This window comes from Massilia sp. W12, assembly GCF_037300705.1.
Lineage (GTDB): Bacteria > Pseudomonadota > Gammaproteobacteria > Burkholderiales > Burkholderiaceae_D > JACPVY01.
The window spans coordinates 1,714,337-1,736,140 of the sequence record NZ_CP147776.1; the positions used below are offsets into that span (position 1 = coordinate 1,714,337).

Annotated in this window: 18 protein-coding genes; 9 read left to right on the forward strand and 9 right to left on the reverse strand. The window is 55.3% G+C overall.

From position 1 onward, the window contains the following. Positions 1 to 24 precede the first annotated feature (24 nt). The 6 genes from V8J88_RS06875 to V8J88_RS06900 all read right to left on the reverse strand — a co-directional run bounded on the left by V8J88_RS06875 (position 25) and on the right by V8J88_RS06900 (position 6,160). Positions 25 to 867 (reverse strand): GIY-YIG nuclease family protein, encoded by an 843-nt coding sequence (locus V8J88_RS06875; protein ID WP_338848620.1) that lies wholly within the window; start codon positions 865 to 867, stop codon positions 25 to 27. A gap of 82 nt (positions 868 to 949) precedes the next feature. Next, the gene (locus V8J88_RS06880) at positions 950 to 1,384 is read right to left on the reverse strand and encodes an NINE protein (RefSeq protein ID WP_338848621.1); all 435 of its coding nucleotides are present in this window, start codon (positions 1,382 to 1,384) and stop codon (positions 950 to 952) included. Between the two features lie 133 nt (positions 1,385 to 1,517). Continuing rightward, positions 1,518 to 4,133, reverse strand: a complete 2,616-nt coding sequence (locus V8J88_RS06885) for a methyl-accepting chemotaxis protein (protein WP_338848622.1) — start codon at positions 4,131 to 4,133, stop codon at positions 1,518 to 1,520. A gap of 90 nt (positions 4,134 to 4,223) precedes the next feature. Continuing rightward, on the reverse strand, positions 4,224 to 4,682 hold the full coding sequence (locus V8J88_RS06890; protein WP_338848623.1) for a cache domain-containing protein: 459 nt from the start codon (positions 4,680 to 4,682) through the stop codon (positions 4,224 to 4,226). Between the two features lie 126 nt (positions 4,683 to 4,808). Continuing rightward, positions 4,809 to 5,228, reverse strand: coding sequence for a cupin domain-containing protein (locus V8J88_RS06895; protein WP_338848624.1), 420 nt, complete (start codon positions 5,226 to 5,228; stop codon positions 4,809 to 4,811). Next, a complete protein-coding gene (locus tag V8J88_RS06900; protein WP_338848625.1) occupies positions 5,225 to 6,160 on the reverse strand; it encodes a LysR family transcriptional regulator in 936 nt (311 codons plus the stop codon). The genes V8J88_RS06895 and V8J88_RS06900 overlap by 4 nt, the downstream gene beginning before the upstream one ends. A gap of 214 nt (positions 6,161 to 6,374) precedes the next feature. Here V8J88_RS06900 and aceB point away from each other — a divergent pair, with 214 nt between their 5' ends. Further along, positions 6,375 to 7,961 carry a malate synthase A gene (gene aceB, locus V8J88_RS06905; RefSeq protein ID WP_338848626.1) on the forward strand — a complete coding sequence of 529 codons (1,587 nt, stop codon included), beginning with the start codon at positions 6,375 to 6,377 and terminating at the stop codon, positions 7,959 to 7,961. 77 nt (positions 7,962 to 8,038) lie between these two features. Here the strand turns inward: aceB and V8J88_RS06910 are convergent, their stop codons facing one another. Beyond that, positions 8,039 to 12,541: an EAL domain-containing protein gene (locus tag V8J88_RS06910; RefSeq protein ID WP_338848628.1), complete on the reverse strand. Its 4,503-nt coding sequence runs from the start codon at positions 12,539 to 12,541 to the stop codon at positions 8,039 to 8,041. 409 nt (positions 12,542 to 12,950) lie between these two features. Between V8J88_RS06910 and htpG the strand changes: the two genes are divergently transcribed. Then, positions 12,951 to 14,867, forward strand: a complete 1,917-nt coding sequence (htpG, locus tag V8J88_RS06915) for a molecular chaperone HtpG (RefSeq protein WP_338848629.1) — start codon at positions 12,951 to 12,953, stop codon at positions 14,865 to 14,867. Positions 14,868 to 14,949: 82 nt separating this feature from the next. Here the strand turns inward: htpG and kynU are convergent, their stop codons facing one another. Both kynU and V8J88_RS06925 read right to left on the reverse strand, forming a co-directional pair. Continuing rightward, a complete protein-coding gene (gene kynU, locus V8J88_RS06920; protein WP_338848630.1) occupies positions 14,950 to 16,194 on the reverse strand; it encodes a kynureninase in 1,245 nt (414 codons plus the stop codon). Between the two features lie 393 nt (positions 16,195 to 16,587). Beyond that, positions 16,588 to 16,869 (reverse strand): hypothetical protein, encoded by a 282-nt coding sequence (locus tag V8J88_RS06925; protein WP_338848631.1) that lies wholly within the window; start codon positions 16,867 to 16,869, stop codon positions 16,588 to 16,590. A 158-nt stretch (positions 16,870 to 17,027) separates the two neighbouring features. On the opposite strand from V8J88_RS06925, the gene flhD reads away from it, so the two are divergent. From flhD to V8J88_RS06960, 7 genes are all read left to right on the forward strand, one after another. Further along, positions 17,028 to 17,345, forward strand: a complete 318-nt coding sequence (flhD, locus tag V8J88_RS06930; RefSeq protein WP_338848633.1) for a flagellar transcriptional regulator FlhD — start codon at positions 17,028 to 17,030, stop codon at positions 17,343 to 17,345. A 30-nt stretch (positions 17,346 to 17,375) separates the two neighbouring features. Then, on the forward strand, positions 17,376 to 17,921 hold the full coding sequence (flhC, locus tag V8J88_RS06935) for a flagellar transcriptional regulator FlhC (protein WP_338848634.1): 546 nt from the start codon (positions 17,376 to 17,378) through the stop codon (positions 17,919 to 17,921). Between the two features lie 15 nt (positions 17,922 to 17,936). Next, entirely contained in the window at positions 17,937 to 18,731 is a 795-nt protein-coding gene (locus V8J88_RS06940) for a class I SAM-dependent methyltransferase (RefSeq protein ID WP_338848635.1), read from the forward strand. A gap of 212 nt (positions 18,732 to 18,943) precedes the next feature. After that, the gene (gene motA / locus V8J88_RS06945; RefSeq protein ID WP_338848636.1) at positions 18,944 to 19,804 is read left to right on the forward strand and encodes a flagellar motor stator protein MotA; all 861 of its coding nucleotides are present in this window, start codon (positions 18,944 to 18,946) and stop codon (positions 19,802 to 19,804) included. 15 nt (positions 19,805 to 19,819) lie between these two features. After that, entirely contained in the window at positions 19,820 to 20,749 is a 930-nt protein-coding gene (motB, locus tag V8J88_RS06950; RefSeq protein ID WP_338848638.1) for a flagellar motor protein MotB, read from the forward strand. A 48-nt stretch (positions 20,750 to 20,797) separates the two neighbouring features. Then, positions 20,798 to 21,346 carry a chemotaxis protein gene (locus V8J88_RS06955; protein WP_338848639.1) on the forward strand — a complete coding sequence of 183 codons (549 nt, stop codon included), beginning with the start codon at positions 20,798 to 20,800 and terminating at the stop codon, positions 21,344 to 21,346. Positions 21,347 to 21,406: 60 nt separating this feature from the next. Further along, a complete protein-coding gene (locus tag V8J88_RS06960; RefSeq protein WP_338848640.1) occupies positions 21,407 to 21,772 on the forward strand; it encodes a response regulator in 366 nt (121 codons plus the stop codon). The last annotated feature ends 32 nt before the right edge of the window (positions 21,773 to 21,804 follow it).

Sequence of the window (21,804 nt, forward strand, 5' to 3'; positions counted from 1 at the left end):
GGCCCTGAGCGCTTGAGGCTGGACTCAATCCTGCTGTTCAATCTGGGCCAAGCTCAGCCCTTCGCTGTCTTTCCAGCAGTGCAAACCTTGCACCGGCGCGCCATGGATCACGGCAGCCGCACAGGCCGGGGTGGGAAATTCGATATCGCGTGCAAAGCGCAGGCAATCGTCTTCTTCTTCCAACAGACCTTCATCAAGCAGCTGTTCGCGCAAGAGCGCAATCCAGAGTGCGCGCTCGGGGTGTTTGACTTCCAGCGTGGTTTGCGAACCGGCAAACACCACAAATCCGCTCGGGCTGGGGGTGCCGCTGGCTTGCAATCCGTGCACATCGCAATACAACACATCCTGGTCGTCGGTGGCGTCAATGCTTTGGGTCGAAGGCACCAGCAGTTCACAGCCCAGCGCCGGCAGCAGTTGGCGGATATTGTGCAAAAAACCTTCCATATCAGCGCGCTCAGATTCAGGCAGGGCGCGCACCGGCGGCGGTTCATGGTTGACCTGGGCGCGGCCTGCGCCTTGCGCAATCTCGGTCAGGCGCGCGGCCAGATAACGCAGTTGCGGTTTGCCCAGCGGGCCATCTTTGCTGACAAAGCAAATCACATTGTTCCAAAAGTCCTGCCCCAATTGCTGGCGCAGACATTGGCGCAGGCAATCCGCTTCGCCGATCGCCAGCGCATCCAGACCGCTGGCGCCATCGACCCCGGTCAACACATAGACGCCCGGGCCTTGCAATTCTTCGCGTGCGCAAAGTTGCGCAAATTCATGGCGCGGCGCAGTGATCGCCTTGCCGGTCCAATTCGATAATTCAGCGGTGCGCAGGCGCTTTGCTTCGCCATGCACCAGGAAAATTTTTACGGTTGCACTCATGGTTTTGTATAGGGGTTGTTCCGGTTTTGCCGGGATTGTTCGGTGATATAGGCAATCTTATGGCAGTAGCTATGCGCTTGGATTAACCATAGGCGCCGCCGGTCCAGAGCAAATCAAAGCTGCGGGCCAGCAGGGCGATTGTGGCAATCGCTCCGGCGCCAAAGGTAAACACCAGCAATAAGGCCAGCGGCCAGCCGGAAGCGCTTTGTCTGCCGCTGGCGGGATTGTGGCGCGCATCCCATTTTTCATCCGCGCTCAAGCCATAGACAAGGGCGGTCAATACGCCGGCCAGGGCTGAGAGCATCAGCGGCAGCATGTCGAAAAAGGTATGTCCGGGAAATAAAGTCAGCAATACGCCAGAAGGAATGATGCTGGCTGCGTGCAGCCAGGCGGCGCGGTCTTGCCAGCCGTATAAATAGAAACGGTGTAGGCCCAGCGCGCCGCCAAAGGCGGCGAGCAGGGTGGCGAATGTCTTGTTTTTGTGCGCGCTAAGCGCTTGCGGCAGGGTGCTCATCATGGTCTTTTTGTGCCAAAGCTGGCGCGCATTGTACGACAAATGGGCGGCCTGTGTTTTTTGTTGCGACAAGCCGCGCAGCCGGACTGATGCAGTACAAACCGCAGCCAGTCCGTGTTGCGCGCCGTTGCCCGGCTTACCAGGCGGGCAGCGGCAATGGTTTTTGCCATTTCACAGTCGGGCGTTTGGCTGGCGCCGGCAAGGGCGTGCGCACCTCTTGCCGCGCCGGGGCGGCTGGCGGCGGCTTGCCTTGATCCAGCACAAACAAAGACATCAAATGTTGCATTTGCTCCACTTGGCTGCTCATTTGTTCCGAGGTGGCGGCCAATTCTTCCGCCGCCGCCGCATTTTGCTGGGTGTTTCTGTTCAAATCATTCATGGCCTGGCTGACTTCAGACAGGCCGCCGGCCTGTGCTTGCGAGGCTTGCGCGATTTCCTGCACCAGATGCGAGGTTTGGCGTATGCCCGGCAGCATATCTTGCAGCGCTTTGCCGGCGGTCTCTGAAATGCCGAGGCTGGAATCGGCCAGATTGCTGATTTCGCGCGCCGCGTTCTGGCTGCGCTCGGCCAGTTTGCGCACTTCCGCCGCCACCACCGCAAAGCCTTTGCCATGTTCGCCGGCGCGCGCGGCTTCGATGGCGGCGTTGAGCGCGAGCAAATTGGTTTGATAGGCGATGTCGTCCACGATGCCGATTTTGGCGGCGATTTGCTGCATCGCGTGTATGGTTTGCGTGACCGCCTGGCCGCCGCTATCCGCTTCCTGCGCGGAGCGCGCGGCGATGCCGTCGGTGATGCGCGCATTATCGGCGTTTTTTTCCACCGAACCCAGCATCGAGGCCAGGGCTTTAGAGGAACGCTCGGTGTTGCCGGCCTGGCTGGACGCGGCACTTGATAAGCTGTTGGCGGTGCTGCTGACCTGTTGCGCGGCGGATGAGAGAGAATCTGCGGCGCTGCGCACTTCGGCGATCAGGCCGGCCAGTTTTTCACAGGTGGCGTTGGCGTCATCTTTGAGCCGGCCAAAAGTGCCTTCATAGCGGGTTTCGATGCGTTGGCTCAAGTCGCCGCGCGCCAGCGCCGCCAGCATGCCGGCGATTTCCTGCAAGCCCTGCTCACTGCCTTGCAGCATGCGGTTCATGCCATTGGTCAAATTGGCCAGGAAGCCTTGTTTGCCTGCGCTCTCTAAACGCAGCGAAAAGTCGCCGCGCGCTGCGCTCGCCACCACTTCTTCCACTTCCTGTTCCGCCGCCAGCTCTTGCGTGCGGTCTTGCCATTCCAACACCGTGCCCAGCCTTTGCCCGTCATGAATCACCGGGCTGGCGGTCAGCTTGAAGCTGCCGGGGCCGAGTTGACATTCATGTGCCTGCTTGTTCTGCAATTGTTGCAGCCAGTCGGCTGGCAGGCCGGCGGCTTGCGCCAGTGCCTCAAACGGGCTGCCCTCCAGTTGCGCCGGCAGACCTGGCGCCGCCTGCGCCAGCACGCTGTTGCCGGCGCCAAACAAGCTTTGCATCGATTGGTTTTGATAATTGATCCGCCCCTGGCTGTCGCAAATCATAATGCTGGTGGCGCACATATCGAGCGCCTGGCGGATACGCGCATTTTGCCGCGCCGCCTGTGCTTCCTGCTCTTCGCGGGTTTTATCCATCCATTCCAGCACGCAGCCCAGACGTTGCCCTTCGGCGCCGAAAATCGGCGTCGCCAGCCAGCTGAACAAACGGGCCCCAAGACGCAATTGCCCGCCCTGGCTTTGGCTTAATTCGCCTGCTTGCGGCAACGTTGCGCCGAAGATATCCAGGCGCCCGCCCTGCAGCGCCGCCGCCTTGAATTCCGGCAGGCTGACGCGGATATCGTCTTGCGCCTCGCGCATCAGTTTTTGCAGGGCTTCATTCTGATAAATGATTTGGCCCTGGGCATTGGTGATCATGATGTTGGCGCTGACGCTGGCGATGGCGGTTTGCTGGATTTGCACTTCGCCTTTCATCCGCATATCTGTTTCGGCCAATTGACGCGTCATATCCGCCAAGGCGCGCATCAGGTCGCCGATTTCATCTGTGCCTGCTTGCGGCATGTCGATGTGGAAGTTGCCTGCAGCCACTGCTTGCGCAATGCGCACGGCGTCATTCAGGGGTTTGGTGACGCTGGCCGCCACCATGCTGGAAATCGCCAGCACGCCAAACAGCGCCAGCGAAATCGTGCCGCCAATCACAAACAGCATTTCGATATTCACGGTTTTGCTGGTGGCCAGGGCGGCGGCAGTGCGCTTATCCAGGTCTTGCACCGTGAAATCCAATTCTTTTTTGATGGCTTGATAATGCCCGGCGGCAGATTGCATGGAGGCAATCCCGGTGTTGGCATCGATGCTGCCCATATCCAGTGCGGCGCTGATCGCCATTTTGTAATTGCCCAGGCGGGGCAGGGTGCGCTCACCCAGGTTTTTGAGCACAGGATTTTGTTGCATCTTGCCGAATTCCTGCTCGATATTGTCGAGCCGCTTGATGAAGTCTGTGGTCATCTTTTTGATGGCGGCTTCATCCATGCTGCTCATGATGGCGATTTTTCCATACACTTCGGCGTGCAACTCGCCCAGTTGTATCAGTTCCTGGCTGGCGCTGCGATAGGCGGCTTGATTGACTTCGCCCAGCTCTACCATGCGGCTGTCCTGCGAACGCATGGCCATAAATGACAACAGCCCCAGAAGCAAGATGCAAGCCAGGGCTGTCATTGGTGCGATATACATCCGTTGTTTGATTTTCATACGCAACCTCATTTGCTTTTTGCCAACATGACGTGGCAACGGATGCAGCGGTGAGTTTGCCTGGCGGCTGGCGCGCCGCCAGGCAAATGATTATTTATAAATCCCGCCGCATACCGCAGTTTCACCCAGGCGTTCGCAATACATCTGCTTGGGTTCGACTTTGCGGCTTTCAGGGTTGGTGAATTTATAGTCTTGCCAGAAATTGGCTTTGGCTTTGGCCAGCTCGACGCGCTCTTTGACAAAAGGCTTGCCGTCGATATCTTTGAAGTCGATGAGATTTTTGCCAACCATTTTTTGATTGGCGCCGTGCGCCAACACCGTGCCATCCAGACCATATACGACCAGATATAAGTCGCGATCTGAGAATTGGCCGCCTTTTTTGCTGATTTCCGCGTAGCCTTTTTCAGCGCCGTTGGCTTTGATGAAGGCTACCCCTTTTTGCACCATGGCGACGGCCTCTTCTTTGGTGGCGTTGCCAGCGGCGGCGGGCAGGGAAAGCGCCGCCAGGGACAGATAAAACAGGGAATTGCGCAGTACAGTGATCGACATGGTGATCCTCATCTGGTGAAAAATCCTGTTAAGAACAAAGTGTCTTACTGCACCCATTTTAAGACACAATTTTCTGAATGGGGGCGGTTTTTTTATGTGCGCAATAACCTCATCCGCAGTAGTGCTTTATTCCTGCGGCGGACTGACCGGGCTGGCCAGGGGCTTACCCGGTTCCACCAGGTACACAGCGAATACTTTGAGCGGGCCTGCGCCATGATTTTGTGCGTCATGCGCAACCCCGGCGGGAATCACAAAACTGTCGCCGGCCTTGAGTTTGCGCGGCGGCTGGCCGGCAATGTGCAAAGTGGCTTCGCCTTCATTGATCTGGCTGATTTCTTCTCCCGGATGCACATGCCAGCCGGCGCGCACCCCTGGCGCTACGCTGACGCTGGCGGTTACGATTTCGCGCGCGCCGGCGCCTGAGGCCATCTGGCGCGAAAGAATCTGGCGCTCGATTGGCGCTTTGGGCGCGTTTTTTTCCTGCGCAAGGCAGGTTCCGGCAAGCAGGCCGGTCAGCATGGTGGCCAGCAGGTGGGCAGGTTTCATGGTTTCTCCAGTTCATTCACAGTTTCGGCGTCGCGCCGCCAATATTCCGCACGGCCATAAGTGTCGCGCAGAAAATCAACAAAAGCGCGGATGCGCAGCGGCAGATGGCGGCGTTGCGCAAATACCGCGTAAATATCATTGCCGGGAGCGGCAAACTCATCCAGCACGGTCACCAGGCGGCCACTGGCGATGTCGTTGCCGACTTCCCACATGGAGCGCCAGGCCAGGCCGCGACCTTCCAGCGCCCAGGCGTGCAACACCTGGCCGTCATTGCAGCGCAAGCGGCCGGCCACTTTGCAGACGATGTTTTTGCCATGCTGGCGCAGGGTCCAGCCATTTTGGCTGCCTTCGCTGCTGATGGTTAAGCAGTGGTGGCGTTGCAAATCATCCGGGGTGCGCGGCACGCCGTATTTTTTGAGATACGCCGGGGTGGCGCAGATCACCCGTTTATTGTCGGCCAGCTTGACGCCGACCAGGGAGGAATCCGAGAGGGCGGCGATGCGGATCGCGACATCGATGCCTTCGCCGATCAAATCAACCACCCGGTCGTTTAAATTCAGCGTGACTTGTAAATCGCCGTGCCGCGCCAGAAATTCCGGCAGCAGCGGGGCCACATGCTGACGGCCAAAACCCGCCGGGGCGGAGATCAGCAAGTGTCCGCTGGCGTGCGCACTGCGCGCGGAAACCGCGCTTTCGGCTTCGTCGAGTTCGCGCAAAATGCGCTGGCAGTCTTCCAGAAAGGCCGCGCCTTCTTCGGTGAGGGCGATTTTGCGGGTGGTGCGTTGCAGCAGCTTGACCCCGAGTCTTTCCTCTAATGCGTCCAGGCGCCGCCCTATCATGGCGGGGGCGATTCCTTCGGCGCGGGCGGCGGCAGAGAGATTGCCGCGCGCCACGACTTCGACAAAGGTGGAGATTTGCTTGAATTGATCCATAAACAGAAGTAAATGTGCTGAAATCCAGCTTAATTTAACACTAAAATGCAAAAATGAAATGCGTTTTGCCATCTGTTCTGTGGCATTTTTATCCCTATACTTGAAAACTGATGCGTCAAGCGGCGCCGCTGGGTGTAGCATTTGCTTGGCGCTGGCATGTTGCAGTGCATGATGAGCTGCCCAGGCCTTACCTTTCTTTTTTCTGGAGTTTTGAATGAGCCAACTTACTTTGCCGCAGGGAATGGAAATCATCGGTGAGATCAAGCCGGGTTTTGAGCGGGTGCTGACCTTGCCTGCCTTGGAACTGGTCGCCAAATTGTCGCGCAGCTTTGAGGCGCGGCGTCAGGATTTGCTGGCGGCGCGGGTGGTGCGCGCTGCGCGTCTGGATGCTGGCGAGCGCCCTGATTTTCTGCCTGAAACAGCGCATATCCGCAATGGCGATTGGACGATTGCGCCCTTGCCGGAAGCGCTCAAGACGCGCCGCGTGGAAATCACCGGCCCGGTCGAGCGCAAGATGGTGATTAATGCCTTGAATTCCGGCGCGGACAGTTATATGACTGACTTTGAGGATTCCAATGCGCCGAATTGGGATAATCAAATCAGCGGTCAAATCAATATGATGGACGCGGTGCGCCGCACAATCAGCCTGGAACAAAACGGCAAGTCCTACAAACTCAATGAAAAAGTGGCGACCCTGGTGGTGCGTCCGCGCGGCTGGCATCTGGATGAAAAGCATGTGCTGGTCGATGGCAAGCGCATTTCCGGCGGGATTTTCGATTTCGCCCTGTTCATGTTCCACAATGCAAAAGAGCAATTGGCGCGCGGCGCCGGCCCTTACTTCTACCTGCCGAAGATGGAGTCGCATCTGGAAGCGCGTCTGTGGAATGATATTTTCGTGATGACGCAAAATGAGCTGGGTTTGGCGCAAGGCACGATCAAGGCCACGGTGCTGATTGAAACCATTCTGGCCGCCTTTGAAATGGATGAAATCCTGTACGAGTTGCGCGAACACAGCAGCGGTTTGAACGCCGGGCGCTGGGATTACATCTTTTCCTGCATCAAGAAATTCAAGCTGGATAAGTCTTTCTGCCTCGCCGATCGCGCCAAAGTGACCATGACGGCGCCGTTTATGCGCGCTTACGCCTTGCTCTTGCTGAAGACTTGCCACAAGCGCAATGCGCCGGCAATCGGCGGCATGTCGGCCTTGATTCCGATTAAAAACGACGCCGAAAAGAATGAAATCGCGATGGGCGGGGTGCGTAGCGACAAAGCGCGCGACGCCAGCGATGGCTATGACGGCGGCTGGGTGGCGCATCCGGGACTGGTCGATCTGGCGATGACTGAGTTCAAGAAGGTGTTGGGCGATAAGCAAAACCAGATCGATAAGCAGCGCCCGGATGTGACGGTGAGCGCAGCTGATTTGCTCAATTTCCAGCCGGAAACGCCGATCACGGAAGCCGGTTTGCGTTACAACATCAATGTCGGCATTCATTATCTGGGCGCATGGCTGGCGGGCAATGGCTGTGTGCCGATTCATAATTTGATGGAAGATGCGGCGACTGCTGAAATCTCGCGTTCCCAGGTGTGGCAGTGGATCCGTTCGGACAAAGGCGTGCTGGAAGATGGGCGCAAGGTAACGGCAGATATGGTGCGGGCGATGATTCCGGAAGAATTGGCCAAGGTGCAGGCGGTGGCAGGCGATGGCGCCACTTACCCGCGCGCTGCGCAAATTTTTGAAAAGATGTCCACCAGCGAAGCTTTTGAAGAGTTTTTGACCTTGCCCTTGTACGAAGAGATTTAAGAAGTGACGCGGCCTTCTGGCCGTGTATAAAAAAACGCGCTGCAGTTCAAGCAGCGCGTTTTTTATTGCGCCTTGTATCAGGCGGCGTCTTCGGTGACGGTGGCCAAGCCTTCTACTTGCAAATGCGCTTTAGAGAGAATGAACTGCTCGAATTTGTCGGCGGGAATCGGTTTGCTCAAATAGTAGCCCTGCAGGATGTCGCAAGCCTGTTCCCGCAAGAAGCGCAGCTGGGCTTCGCTTTCCACACCTTCGGCCACCACTTCCAGCCGCAGGCTGTGAGCCAGGGCGATGATGCCGGTGACAATTGCCGCGTCATCCGTGTCGTGCGGCGTGTCGCGCACAAAGGAGCGGTCAATTTTGATGATGTCCACCGGGAAGCGCTTCAGGTAGGAGAGGGAAGAATAACCGGTGCCGAAATCGTCAATCGATAAGCGCAGCCCCAGATTGCGCAAGCGGGTTAAGGCTTCCAGCGTATCGCCGGCGTTTTCCATCAAAGTGCTTTCGGTGATTTCCAATTCCAGCGCATGCGGCGGCAGGCCGGTCGAGGCCAGTACGGATTCGACGGTGCTGGCGAAATCTTTTTGCAGCAATTGTTTGACCGATAGATTCACCGCCACCCGCAGCGGCGGCATATTGCTCATTTCGCTCCAGCGTTTGATTTGCTGGCAGGCGGTGCGCAAAACCCAATCGCCCAGCGGCTTGATCAAGCCGGTTTCTTCCGCCAGCGGGATGAAGTCTGCCGGCGAGACGATGCCACGGATAGGATGGTGCCAGCGCACCAGCGCTTCCATGCCGATGATTTCGCCGGTGTCTAAGCGCGCCTGCGGCTGGTAGTACACATCCAGTTCCTGATTATCTAAGGCGCGCCGCAAATCGCTTTCCATGCGCACATGTTCAGAGATGGAATGCTCCATCGAGGCTTCAAAGAATTGGAAGCCGGAATTGTTTTTCTTGGCGCGGTACATTGCGGTATCGGCATGCTTGACCAGGGTGCTGACATCTGCGCCGTCGCTGGGATACATGGCGATGCCGACGCTGCTGGTGACGAAAATGTCGTGGCCGTCAATCTGGAAGGGCGCGGATAAGACGCGGCAGATATTTTGCGCCGCAGTAGCCGCCGCCGCCGGCCCGTCAAGCTCATCCAGCACCACGGTGAATTCATCGCCGCCCAAGCGCGCCACGCAATCGACATTGCGCACGCTGCGCCGCACCCGGTGCGCCACCGCCACCAGCAGGCGGTCGCCGACATCATGGCCCAGATTGTCGTTGACGTATTTGAAGCGGTCCAAGTCCAGGAACAGCACGGCCAGCTGACCGCCGCTGATCCTGGCCTGATCCAGACTTTTGCCGAGTTTGTCAAAGAACAGGGTGCGGTTCGGCAAGCCGGTCAGCAAATCGTTATAAGCCAGATGGCGGATGCGTTTTTCAGCGCGATTGGCCTCGATGATGCGGCGCACGCGCTGGCTCAGCACGGCAAAGTGAATCGGTTTTGGAATATAGTCGCTGGCGCCGGCGGCAAAGGCGCGTTCAACTGATACATTGTCTTCCAAGCCGGTGATCATCAAGACCGGAATGGCGCGCCCGTTGGGCATTTCCTGAATCCTGGCGCAGGCGGTGAAGCCATCCATTACCGGCATCACAGCATCCATCAAAATCACATCCGGCTGGAAGCGTTTGAGCATCATCAAGGCTTGTGCGCCATCCGCCGCTTCTTCGACCCGGAAACCATCGCGCAGCAGGGTGTGGCGCAGGGCGCTGCGTGTGCTGCGGTCGTCGTCCACCACCAGCACTTGCGCCATTTCCTCTTCCTGTTGCGGCAAGAGAACATCTTCAATCGATACTTCGGAGTTGAGCACGCGGGCCACTGCTTCAAATGCGGTGCGCAGATGCGGCAGCAGGGCGGCGATGTCGCCGACCTGATGATCCAGCGCCAATTCTTCCGCCTGCTTGGCGATTTGCGAGAGTTGCACCGCGCCCAGATTGCCGCTGCTGCCTTTGACCGCATGGGCTGCGGCGCGCGCTTTTTCGGCGTTATTGTCGCGCACGGCGACTTCGAGCTGATCCAGATAGCCGGGCGTATCTTCGAGGAAGGGTTTGACCGCCTGATCCAGCGAGGGGCCGAGGATCTCGCGCAGCTTGTCGAAGATCACATGGTCGAGCGGGCCGCCTTCCGGCAGATCCGGCAGATTGCGCTCGCCTGCCGCCGGGGCGCTTTGCGCGTTGCCCAGCTCTTCATCTTTGACGCGCGGCAGCCAGAGTTCCAGTTTTTGCCGCAATTCGATCAGGGTGATCGGCTTGGCCAGATAATCATCCATGCCCGCCGCCAGACATTTTTCTGCATCGCCTCTTTGTGTGTTCGCCGTCATCGCGATGATCGGGGTGCGCAGGCCGGCGCTTTCTTCATAATTGCGGATATGCGCGGTGGCTTCGTAGCCATCCATTTCCGGCATGCTGCAATCCATCAAAATCAAATCAAAGCGGGCGCTGCGCGCCATTTCCATCGCTTCGCGCCCATTCGCGGCAAATTCGCAATGACAGCCGTTCATGGCCAGCATGCCCGCCGCCACCATCTGATTGGTGCGATTGTCTTCGGCCACCAAAATCCGGAATTCCTTATTCGCCAGCGGCGCGCTGCTGCTGCTTAGGCCGGCAGAGTTTGCTGTGCTTAGCTCGTTTTCCTCGGTCATCAATTGTTTGATGGTTTCCAGCAAACGGTCTAAACGCAGCGGTTTGCCAAGGGTGGCTTCAACCCCGCTTTGGGTGATCGCGCTGGGCGTGCTGTAGCGATCCAGCACCAGGATGCGGACTTGATTGGCGGGGTAGTCGGCATGAATGCGGCGCGCCAGATCAATTCCGTTTTCATCGATTGCGCCGATATCCATGATCACCAAGCCGTACTGATGCAGGTTTTCCTGTTTGGCGCGACGTAATTCCTGCACGGCTTCGTTGCCATTGCGCACGGTATGGCAATGCATCAAGCTGCGCGTCAGATTTTGTTCCAGGAAACTGCGCACAATTTCGCTTTCATCCACCACCAGCACGCGCAGTCCTTTTAAGCTGTGATCCTGGGTTTGATCCGGTAATTGGTCGGCTTGTTTGTAGCGGATCGAGAAATAAAACGTGGTGCCTTTGCCATATTGGCTGGCGACGCCGATTTCACCGCCCAGCAATCCCACCAATTGTTTGCAGATTGCCAGCCCCAGACCGGTGCCGCCATATTTGCGTGTGGTGGAGGGGTCTGCCTGCGCGAAGGCGGTGAAGACATGGTTGACCGCATCCTGCGTCATGCCGATGCCGGTGTCGGCGACTTCAAAGCGCAAAAATAATTGCCCATCGCTGCTGTCGCAACGGCTGATACGAATCGCCACTTCGCCTTTGTCAGTGAATTTGACTGCATTGCCGATCAGATTGATTAAGATCTGGCGCATGCGCAGGGAGTCGCCCTTGATCCGGTCCGGCACATCCGGCCCCAGCAGATAGCCAAGCTCCAAACCTTTTTGCTGGGCTTGTTTGGCGATCAGCTCGATCACTTCTTCCATCAGCTTGCGCAAATCGAAGTCGATTTCTTCCAGCTCCAGCTTGCCGGCCTCCATTTTGGAAAAATCGAGAATATTGTTGATCAGATCGATCAGGGTGCGCGAGGAGCTCCAGGCCACTTCCACGCATTCCTGCTGGCGTTTGGTCAGATTCATTTCCTTGAGCATGTCCAGCATGCCCACCACCCCATTGAGCGGGGTGCGCACTTCATGGCTGACTGTGGCGGCGAATTGCGCTTTCATCAACGCCATATTCACCGCTTTGTCGCGTGATTGCTTGAGTTCTTCTTCGCGCTCTTCCAGCACATTCATCATTTTGTTGAAAGCGTGCGCCATTTCGATCAGGTCGCGCGGGCCTTGCGCCTCGGCGCGCATACCCGATTCGCCAGCTTCCGCGCGCCGCATCAGATTGGACAGGGCGTTCAAGGGGATCAAAGCGTGTCGCGTCAGCCAATTCACCAGCAGCAATAAAATCGCTGTAAACAATAAGGTGACGGCAAGATTGGTGATGAAGAGGGAGGTGGTGAGGCGGTTTAATGTGTTTTTGGCGATCACCACATGCACATAGCCCAGCAGCTGCGGCTGACGCGCCTCTTCAAAGGGCGAACTTTCAGCTTGTCCTTCATACACAGGCGCCCCGAAGCGCCACCATTCGCCGGTCTCATGTTCCATTTTGGCGATGGAGAGGATTTGCGGCGGCAATTTGGGGAAATTGGCGTTGCGGGCGCCGGCTTTGGCCTGGATCACCAAGGGTTTATGGTTGGCGTTGGTGATTTCAACCTGCAGCACATCGGGAAAGGTGAGCGTGGTGGCGACGCCTTCGCGCGCATTGTCGCCTGAGTGGTAGAGTAAGGCCAGCGTGCTTTGACGCGCCAGATTTTCAGCTATGCGCTCACCCTGTTCCACAAAATAACCACGCATGCGCCGGCTTGCCTCCAGCGAGTTGGTCATGGAAGAGAATAAAGCCAGCCCCAGAATGGCCGTGGAAATGATCACGGTCAATTGCAGGCTGAAGCCGGTGCGGCGTAGGTAGTTGCGAAACATTGCCAATCAGTAATCTTTCCGAAAAAACTGCTCAAGCCAAGCTGGCGGGAATCGTTTTCTGAAGTTCTTCAGATTATGCTTGTGCTGGAACAAAAGTGGGCGATGCAATGCGATCTATCTGCAGCTTTGTTGCCTCCTGAGAACAGTTCGGCGGATTTTGCCGCTCAAGGACAATTATTCGTTGTCAATCTGGCAGCAGTCAGTTAAGGCAGTGTGCGTTGTCTGCCTTCTGCCGTGACTATACATCATGGCTTCGGGAAAATGAAACCCTGTATTCCTTTTGCAGTGTAAAAGTCATGGCAGGCGTAAAAGACGCGCGATTTTTTTCTGCCGCAGCGCTTGAAATATGCCCGCGCATCCCCATTTCGGGCGAATCTTTCCACAACCCTGTTTCCAACGAGGAAGAAAAATGAGCGTTTCAGAAAAGCAAACCCTGGGATTTCAGGCTGAAGTCAAACAACTGCTGCATTTGATGATTCATTCGCTGTATTCCAATAAGGAAATTTTTTTACGCGAGTTGATATCCAATGCTTCAGATGCCGCTGATAAATTGCGCTTTGAGGCGATCAACAACGATGCGCTGTACGGCAATGACCACGAATTGCTGATCAAGATCAGCTTCGATAAAGATGCGCGCACCGTGACGATTTCCGACAACGGCATCGGTATGAGCCGCGACGAGGCAATCCAGCATCTGGGCACCATCGCCAAATCAGGCACCAAAGAATTTTTCGGCAAGCTCTCCGGCGATCAACAAAAAGATGCGGCCCTGATCGGCCAGTTCGGCGTAGGCTTTTACTCCGGTTTTATCGTTGCCGATAAAATCACCGTCAAATCCCGTCGCGCCGGCGCCAGCGCTGAAGAAGCGGTGTGCTGGGAATCCGGCGGCGCGGGTGATTACACCGTGGAAACCATCCACAAAGAAAACCGTGGCACCGATATCATTTTGCATTTGCGTGAAGAGGAAGATGAATTCCTTTCCGCATGGAAACTGAAGTCCATCATCCGCAAATATTCCGACCATATCTCACTGCCCATCCGCATGCTCAAAGAAGAGTGGGATGAGGAAAAGAAAGAAATGGTGACCAAGGATGAATGGGAAACCATCAATCAGGCGAGCGCTTTGTGGACTCGCAGCAAGTCTGATGTGACGCATGAGCAATATGAAGAGTTCTATAAACATGTGTCGCATGATTTTGAAGCGCCGCTGACCTATACCCATAACCGGGTGGAAGGGCGCAGCGAATACACTCAGCTGTTGTATGTGCCGGCGCGCGCGCCATATGATTTATGGGATCGCAACAAGCGCGGCGGCATCAAGCTGTACGTCAAGCGCATCTTCATCATGGATGACGCTGAGCAGTTGATGCCGACCTATCTGCGCTTCATCCGTGGCGTCATCGACTCCAATGATTTGCCGCTGAATGTCTCGCGTGAGATTTTGCAAGAGTCGCGCGATGTGAAAGCGATCCGTGAAGGTTCGACCAAGCGCGTGTTGTCGATGTTGGAAGAATTAGCCAACAGCGAAGAACAGGCGAATAAGGACAAATACGCCACTTTCTGGGGTGAGTTCGGCCAGGTGTTGAAGGAAGGCATTGGCGAAGACAGTAATAATAAAGAGCGCATCGCCAAATTATTGCGCTTTGCCTCCACCCATCATGACAGCGATGCGCAAACCGTGTCATTGAGCGATTACCTGGGGCGGATGAAAGAAGGTCAGGAAAAGATTTTCTATGTCACGGCAGATAGCTATGTGGCGGCGAAAAACAGCCCGCATCTGGAAATCTTTAATAAGAAGGGCGTCGAAGTCTTGCTCTTGACCGACCGGGTGGATGAATGGATGCTCTCCTTCATCAATGAGTTTGATGGCAAGGAACTGGTCTCGGTGGCGAAAGGCGGCCTGGATCTGGGCAAGCTGGAAGATGAAGCCGAGAAGAAGCAGCATGAGGAAACTGAGGCATCTTTCAAAGACCTGGTTGAAAACATGAAGGATGTCTTGAAAGAAAAGGCCAAGGAAGTGCGCGTCACCCACCGCCTGACCGGCTCGCCGGCCTGCCTGGTGGCGGATGAGCATGAAATGTCCGGCAATCTGGTGCGCATGCTCAAAGCTGCCGGCCAAAAAGCCCCGGACGCCAAGCCGATTCTGGAAATCAACCCGGACCATCCGCTGGTGCAAAAACTGAAATACGAAGACAGCAAGGGTGGCAAGTTTGCCGACTGGAGTCATGTGCTGTTTGATCAGGCCTTGCTGGCTGAAGGCGGCACGCTGGAAAATCCGGCTGGTTTTGTGAAGCGCATCAATGAAATGCTGCTTAATGCGGCCTGAGGCATACGCTGTTTATCAGCCTTAGATTGTTTGCTGCAGCATCCCCCGCACTGTTTACAGGCGGGGGATGTATGCATATTAATTAACTGACCAGCAGCGGGATTGCGTCTGGGTCGTATTCCTGTTTTTGCAAAATTTCCTTCAGGACGTATACCGCGTCCCAGATATCCACAAAGCGCACATAGAGCGGGGCCAAGCCGAAGCGCATGATGTCCGGCGCCCGATAATCACCGACCACACCGCGCTTGATCAGTGCTTGCATGACGCCATAAGCATGCGGATGCGCCAGGCAAATCTGGCTGCCGCGACGGGCGTGCTCGCGTGGCGTGATGACTTGCACATCCAGTCCGGCGCATTCCTGCTCCAGCAGCGCCAGCATCAAATCGCCCAAGGCCAAAGATTTTGCCCGGATCGCCTGCATATCGGTGCGCGCAAACACATCCAGCCCGCATTCCACCAGAGACATTGAAACAATGCACTGCGTGCCACAAAGCGCGCGCCCGATGCCAGGCGTGGGCCGGTATTCCGGGCGCATCGCGAATGGCTCAATATGGCTCCACCAGCCGGACAGCGGTTGCTCAAAATCGCGCAGAAAACGGCTGTGGATCCAGATAAATGCTGGCGCGCCCGGGCCGCCATTCAAATATTTATAGGTGCAGCCGACCGCAAGATCCGCGTCGCAGCCGCGCAAATCCAATGGAACCGCGCCGGCAGAGTGAGCCAGATCCCACAGCATCAAGGCGCCATGCTGGTGCGCCAATGCGGTGATTTCCTGCATCGGCAGCATGGCCCCGCTGCGATAGTTGACATGCGTGAGCATCAGCACCGCGCATTCTTCATTCAAGACCTTGGGCAGGTCGGCTATATCATCGAGCAACACCAGTTCATGCCCCTGCTCAAGCCAGTTGGACAGGCCTTGCGCTATATATAAGTCGGAGGGGAAATTGCTGCGTTCACTGATGATTTTTTTACGCGCGGGATCTTTCTGCGCTTGATGCTTGAGGCAAAACGCCAGCGCTTTGAACAGATTCACCGATGTGGTGTCGGTCACCGCAACTTCATTCGGCCAGGCTCCCAGCAGATCCAGCATTTGCATGCCCAGTTTCATGGGCAACTCAAACCAATGCGCTTTGTTCCAGCTTTGGATCAAGTCTTGCCCCCATTGTTGGTCCACCACTTGTTGTGCGCGCAGACTGGCGGCTTTGGGCTTGGCCCCTAAAGAATTGCCATCCAGATAAATCAGCCCTTCAGGCAGATCAAAAGCGTCACGCAAGGCGCTGATGGTGTCCTTGGCATCGAGTTGCAGGCAATCTTCACGGGTCAGCATCTGATTACTCCTGTTGATATAGACGGGCAGGGCGTTTTCCTGCGCCCCCGGCATGATAAGACGGCAATGGGCGAAGGACGTGGCACGCCTGGATTTTATGCTGATTCTGCGTCATCACCTGTTTTGCGCAAGGTGAGCCGAAGATGAAAATTTTTTTTCATCAAACCCTAAAGTTGGCCTCAAGCCTGCCGTTAAGTAGTTTAGATACGCGTGAATCCGTGTTGAGGGCAAGAAAATTATGAGTGTGATAAGATTATGTTGTGTATCTTGTCTAAAAGCTTGCCGGTTGATAGCTAAAAAATTTTTAAAAAATTTTTCACTTCAACCCTAAAGTTCCTCAAGTTCGTGCCGTTAACCAATCCAGATGCCCGGAAAAGGGTTTCAAAAAAAGTTTCAGACAGGCCTAAAGTTCTCGTTTGCGTTGCCGATACATCGCTTAAGTTGAACAAGCCTGAAATGCAGCAAGATCGCCGGAAGGGTGTTTTTGTTGTGAAAATGCATCGTTTTGCTGTGGTTGTTGTGAGCAGTCAGCGGTTGTTTGATCAGATTCCTTGTGTGCATTGCCGATACAAAGCGCACAAAACTGGGAAAAACAGCAGTAAATCGATGCTTTCCCAAGCTTGCTTTTAGCTTGTCTTCGCCTCTATTTCCTTGATTTTCAGGGATTTTCCCCATTGTGCTGTGCGTTTGTAAGACAAACGCCTACGGCCTTGCCTTGTTTACTCTTACAAAAAAAACAGTCAGCGTCCTATTCACGGCAAATCCTCCCACTTGCAGAATGTGTCTCATCGGCAATGCAAACAGCGACAGTACAACTGATCGAGGAGAACGACATGACTGCAAATGACATGATGGCTGAAATCCGTGACGCCAATTTGAGCTATCTGATGCTGGCTCAGCAAATGATCCGGGCAGACAAAGCCAGCGCAATTTTCCGCCTTGGCATCAGCAAAGATATTGCTGAATTGATCGAAGGCATGAGCAATGCGCAAATTCTCAAGCTGGCTGGCTCCAATATGATGCTGGCGCGCTTCCGCTTCGACGACAGCGCCATTCTGATGATGCTCACCAACTACAACAAAGACCGCACCCTGGCGCAGTCGCATGCCGCCATTCTGATGGCCGGGCAGGCTGTTGAAGCGATTGCTTAATGCGGTTCGTTTGAAACGGGGAGAATGATCATGGCGCAAAAGAGCGTGGTGTCGGAAGCACATGAAATCCAACTGGCGATTGAGTTAATCAATCTTGGCGCACGTTTGCAGCTGCTGGAGTCTGAAGTGGCCTTGTCGCGTGAGCGCTTGCTCAAGCTCTATAAAGAACTCAAGGGAGTCTCGCCGCCAAAAGGCATGCTGCCATTCTCCGCAGACTGGTTTCTGACTTGGCAGCCGAATATTCATTCCTCGCTGTTTATGAACATCTACCATTATCTGGTGGAGCATGCAGGCATCAGCGGGATTGAGGCGGTCATGAAGGCTTACAAGTTATACTTGGAGCAAACGCCGTATGAGCCAGGTGAAGAGCCGGTGCTGTCATTAACCCGGGCTTGGACGTTGGTGCGCTTTTTTGGCAGCGGGATGCTGAAAACTGCATGCTGCGACAAATGTGGCGGACACTTTGTGGTCAACTCTCTTGATCTGAATAATGAATATGTATGCGGCTTGTGCCATATGCCTTCACGCGCCGGCAAAACCCGCAAAGCGCTTGATGCACGCCAAATGGCTGCTTGATACAGGGTTATGCGCATGACGCCGTCACAGACGGCAGCCTTGCGCCGTCCCTGGTGGCGCAGTCCGGCCTTGCGCGCCTTGTTGGCGCAGTTGTTCGCCCTGGTGTTGTTACGGCTTTGTTTGCCATATCTGGTGCGGCTTGTGCCGCCGGAAGATGCGGCATTCCGCATCTTGTTGCTCGCTTGCATGCAGGGGGCGCTGGCTGCGGCGTTGGCCTTCATGCTTGGTTTGCAGCGCTGGTGGTGGTTGATTCAATTTCTGTTTCCACTGGCCTTAGTGTATGCCTTGCAGTGGCGTATCGCGCCTGCGTGGTATTTAGCCGCTTTTGTGTTCTCCGTGTTGTTGTATTGGAGCACTTTCCGCACCCAGGTTCCTTACTATCCCTCCGGCTCAATCGTGTGGCGGCAAATCCTGAGTCAATTGCCTGACGGCCCATGTCGCGTCGCCGATCTTGGCAGCGGCTTGGGCGGTATGTTGCTTTTTCTTGAAAAGCAGCGCCCGGATCTGATTTTGCATGGTGTGGAGATGGCCCCCTTGCCATGGTTGATCAGCCGCCTGCGCGCCAAACTGTGCGGCAGCCGTGTGCAATTTCTCAGATGCGATTACCAAAGCCTCGACTTGGGGCAATACGATCTGGTGTTCGCCTACCTGGCCCCGCCGGCCATGCCTTCGCTATGGCTCCAGCTGAAAGAGCAGATGCGGCCAGGCAGTCATTTTTTCTCATACGAATTCCCAGTGCCGGGACATGTTGCGGATTACAGCATAGTGTTGGGGCGGCGCGCCAGGATTTTGTATGGTTGGCGCTTTTAAGACGTAAATCATGCGATTTGCTTGCTAGCGGCGCATTCTCACGCTATTGTTCTTCCTGAGGGGCAAGCTTGGTTCTCCGCAGCTGAATCGGGGACAAGCGGCTGTGCGCTGCAGTGGCTTTGTGCTGGAATAGGACTTGCGCCACCGGTTCCGTCACTTTTGGGGCGGATTTGACGGATGGCTCTTTGCTCTAACGCTAAGGAGTGGCAAGCTTGTTAGTCATCATCGGATATGTGATCGTGTTGGCTTCGGTGTTTGGTGGTTTCGCCCTTGCCGGCGGTCACCTTTCATCGCTGTTTCAGCCTGTTGAATTGCTGATGATCGGCGGCGCGGCAGTCGGCGCTTTCCTGGTCGGCAACAATGGCAAAGCCATCAAAGCCACGCTCAAAGCGCTGCCTACTGTGCTCAAAGGTTCGCGCTACAACAAAGACCTGTATCTCGAATTGATGGCCTTATTGTTTGACGTGCTGAGCAAAGTGCGCAAAGAGGGCCTGATGTCGATCGAAGGCGACATCGAAAAACCGGAGGAAAGTCCGGTCTTCTCAAAGTATCCCACCGTTCTGGAAGATCACCATATTGTCGAGTTCATGACTGACTACCTGCGCCTGATGGTGTCAGGCAATATGGATGCTTTTCAAATTGAAAATCTGATGGATAATGAAATCGAAACCCACCATCACGAAGGTGCAGTGCCGGCGCATTGTATCCAGGCGCTCGGCGACGGTATGCCGGCGTTCGGCATTGTGGCTGCGGTGATGGGGGTGGTGCATACCATGGCTTCAGTCGGGATTCCGCCGGCGGAGTTGGGGATTTTGATTGCCAATGCGCTGGTCGGCACCTTCCTGGGGATTTTGCTTGCATATGGCTTTATTGGCCCGCTTGGCAGCTTGTTGACGCAAAAACTCGAAGAGTCGTCCAAGATGTTCCAGTGCGTCAAAGTGACATTGCTGGCAAGCCTGAATGGTTATGCGCCTGCTTTGGCGGTGGAGTTCGGGCGCAAAGTGCTGTATTCAACTGAGCGTCCCAGCTTCTCTGAGCTGGAGGAATATGTGAAAAAAGGCAAGTCCAAGTAAAGGCAGGGTGGACGGATGGCAGACGAAGGTATACGGCCCATTATCGTCAAGCGGGTCAAAAAGCATGGTGGCGGGCATCACGGCGGCGCCTGGAAGATTGCCTATGCTGATTTCGTCACCGCCATGATGGCCTTCTTTTTGTTGATGTGGTTGCTGGGCTCGACTACCAAGGGCGATTTGAACGGGATTGCCGAGTATTTCCAGACTCCGCTCAAAGTCGGCTTGCTGGGAGGTTCTGGCAGTGGCGACAGCTCCAGCGTATTGCAAGGCGGCGGCAAAGATCTGACCAAGAAGGAAGGGCAGGTGAAGCGCGGCAGCGATCCGCCGCAAAAGAAAAACTATGATTTGAAAGCGGCAAAGGCGGAGTTGGAAAAGGTCGAGGCTGAGAAGCTGAAGAAACTTAAGGAAAGGATTGAGCAGGTCATTGTCAATGATGTCAATCTGAGTGAATTTAAAAAGCAACTCTTGATTGATATCACCACTGAAGGCTTGCGTATCCAGATTGTGGATGAGCAAAACCGCCCGATGTTCGCTTTGGCAAGGAGTGAGTTGCAACCTTACACTAAAGAAATTTTGCATGTGATAGGGATTGCGCTCAATGGCGTGACAAACCGGGTCAGTTTGTCCGGGCATACGGATTCAAAACCATATGCCAGTGGCGACAGGGGTTACAGCAATTGGGAATTGTCAGCGGATCGCGCCAATGCCTCACGGCGTGAAATGATCGCAGGCGGGATGGATGAAAACAAAGTGGTGCGGGTGGTGGGATTGGCGGATTCAGTGCATTTGGACAAATCCGACAAGTACAATCCGATCAACCGGCGCATCAGCATTGTGGTCATGAATAAGCGCACCGAGGAGTACATCACTTCGGATGGCGCAACGATGGAAGTCAGTAATCAAGTGGAAGCCGCTCCGGCGCCGGTGCAAGCTGGCAAGCAGTGACAGTCAGCGCCGACTGCCTCGAGGAACCCGAGCGATAGGAAGGTAGCCATGAGCAGAAATAAAGCATTGAGTTCGCATGTCAAGCGTCTGCTGACCGGGGTCTCTGATCATGGGATACGGCATTTGACAGAAGTGGAAGCCGATTTGCGGCAAACATCGTTGTTGCTTGAAGAGGCCATCGAAAAGTTAGGCGCCAACTTCATGGCGATTCATGCGGTTGTAAGTGCGCAACAGCAAACTATCGATTTGCTGCTCTCCGGTGGAAAGCCGGAGGCGGATGCGGTGGCCGGGTTGGTGGCGATGCCGGATGCTATTGGCGGCCATGTGAATGCGGCGGTGACATGCATGCAATTTCAGGACATGACGAACCAGCTGCTTGACCGCACATTGAAACGGGTGACCGGTTTGCGTGAATTTTTGGGTACACTGGGATCAAACGGTGCGGAAATTCATCAACAGGCGGAAAATGATGACATCATGAATGTCTTGAGCAATATCAATACCGCGCTTGCCGTACAAAGCCTGGAGTTGCGCAGCGTTTTGCGCAAAGCGGTTGATCAAAAGCATCTGGAAAGCGGCGATATTGAGCTATTCTAAGGGAAACAGTCTGCATGTGCGGGGGTGGCATCAGACTAATCTTGAACTGTGGGAGTGGAGATGGCAAAGACAATTCTGGCAGTTGACGATTCTAGCTCACTGCGACAAATGGTGGCGTTCAGCCTGAAAGCTGCGGGTTATCAAGTGGTTGAAGCAGTGGATGGGCAGGATGGGCTCGAAAAAGCCAAAAATCAGACCGTTGATCTGGTGCTGACAGACCAAAACATGCCGCGCATGGACGGTTTGGCCTTGATCAAGCTTTTGCGTGGCTTGGCCAGCTACCAGAAAGTGCCAATTTTGATGTTGACGACAGAGTCAAGTGATGAAATGAAGGCAAAGGGCCGTGCCGCCGGGGCAAATGGCTGGTTGGTGAAGCCTTTTGATCCGCAACGATTGATTGAGGTCGTGAAAAAAGTGATTGGTTGAGAGATTCTCACCGCCATGAAATCCGACCGTAA